The sequence below is a fragment of the Okeania sp. SIO2C9 genome (genome assembly GCF_010672455.1).
In the GTDB taxonomy this organism is placed as follows: Bacteria; Cyanobacteriota; Cyanobacteriia; order Cyanobacteriales; family Microcoleaceae; genus Okeania.
This window is the reverse complement of record NZ_JAAHGO010000250.1, coordinates 1-1294: the sequence shown is the minus strand read 5'-3', so window position 1 is coordinate 1294 and position 1294 is coordinate 1. Positions and strand designations below refer to the sequence as shown.

Below are 1294 nucleotides of genomic sequence, written 5' to 3'. Positions count from 1 at the left end.
AAATTTGCTATGATGAATGCTCACTCCCTCTTTGCTCTCAACGACCTAAGACGCGGTAAACATTAACCATTTGCTGCTTGCCCTTAAGGGATAATGCTCCCCAGGATTCAACTTTAAACTTTCCTTTCAGATGAACTAGAGTTTCTTCACCAATGAGAATACGACAATTAGTACACTGGTGATCTTTTAGACAGCTTTCGAGACGAGAAGCAGTATTAACACTATCACCAATAACACCGTATTCTAAACGATTTTTGCCCCCCAAACTACCAGCGATAATCGGACCTGTGAAAATCCCAATGCGCATCTTGATAGCTGTTGACACTCCCCCTTTTAGAAAAAGGGGGATTCTTGAATCTTAGAGAGAACTTAGCAGAAGGGATTTCTCCACCCTGCCAGAGGTTCGGCTCTCCTCAAGCGTATGTTTCCGCATGCCCTGCGGTACTCTATCGTCGACCCACCCTTTATTGAGGATGTTGATCGCGGCGTTGTGGTCTCTATCTAATACCGTCTGGCAATATGGACATTGATGAGTTCTTGTACTAAGACTCTTCCTCACCTTTTCCCCACAACTGGAACAGTTTTGGGATGTCCAGTGAGGCGCAACAGAGAATACTATCCGCCCATGAACCTTACCAAAATAGTCTAGCCAGTCGGTAAACATTGACCACGAGGCGTCAGATATCGACTTTGCTAGCTTATGGTTTTTCACCATATTGCGCACTTTCAAGTCCTCGTAGACCACCACATCGTTAGATTGGATTAGCGCTTTTGCCGTCTTAACAGCAAAATCCTTACGCTGACTACTTACCTTGAAGTGCGCTCTACCTAGTTTCCTAATAGCTTTGAGTCGATTCTTCGAGCCTTTTACTCTTGCAGATGTCCGCCGCTGCCTTCTTTTTAACCTCAGTTGAGACTTCCTTAAGTACCGGGGGTTGTTGACAACCTCGCCGTTACTATCGGTGTAGAACTCTTTGATTCCTAAATCAATGCCCACGAATTTGTTAGTTTTAGGCAAAGGTTCAGAACGCTCTACATCTATACAGAATTGGACAAAATAACCTTTGGCACGACGGACTATTCTAACTCGCTTGATTTGTTTTTTAGTGTACCAACTTAAGTCGCGAGTTCCTTTCAGTTTGAAGGTGCCGGCATTGAAGTCATCAGTTAAGGTTAACTTCTTCTTGTCTTGTGATAGGTTCCATCCCGTGATTTTGTACTCGACAGAGCGAGAGTTCTTCTTGAATTTGGGATAGCCCTTCTTCCCTGACACCTTTTTCTTGCAGTTGTCAAA

At 44.0% G+C, this 1294-nt stretch carries 1 protein-coding gene and 1 pseudogene; both read right to left on the bottom strand.

Annotated elements, in window-relative coordinates; genetic code table 11:
- Nucleotides 1-37 precede the first annotated feature (37 nt).
- Nucleotides 38-313 (bottom strand): annotated as a pseudogene (locus tag F6K23_RS40740) (adenylate/guanylate cyclase domain-containing protein); the annotation flags it as partial.
- A 45-nt stretch (nucleotides 314-358) separates the two neighbouring features.
- Nucleotides 359-1294, bottom strand: a 936-nt coding sequence (locus F6K23_RS40735) for an RNA-guided endonuclease TnpB family protein (protein WP_293166933.1), incomplete at its 5' end; no start/stop codon positions are given.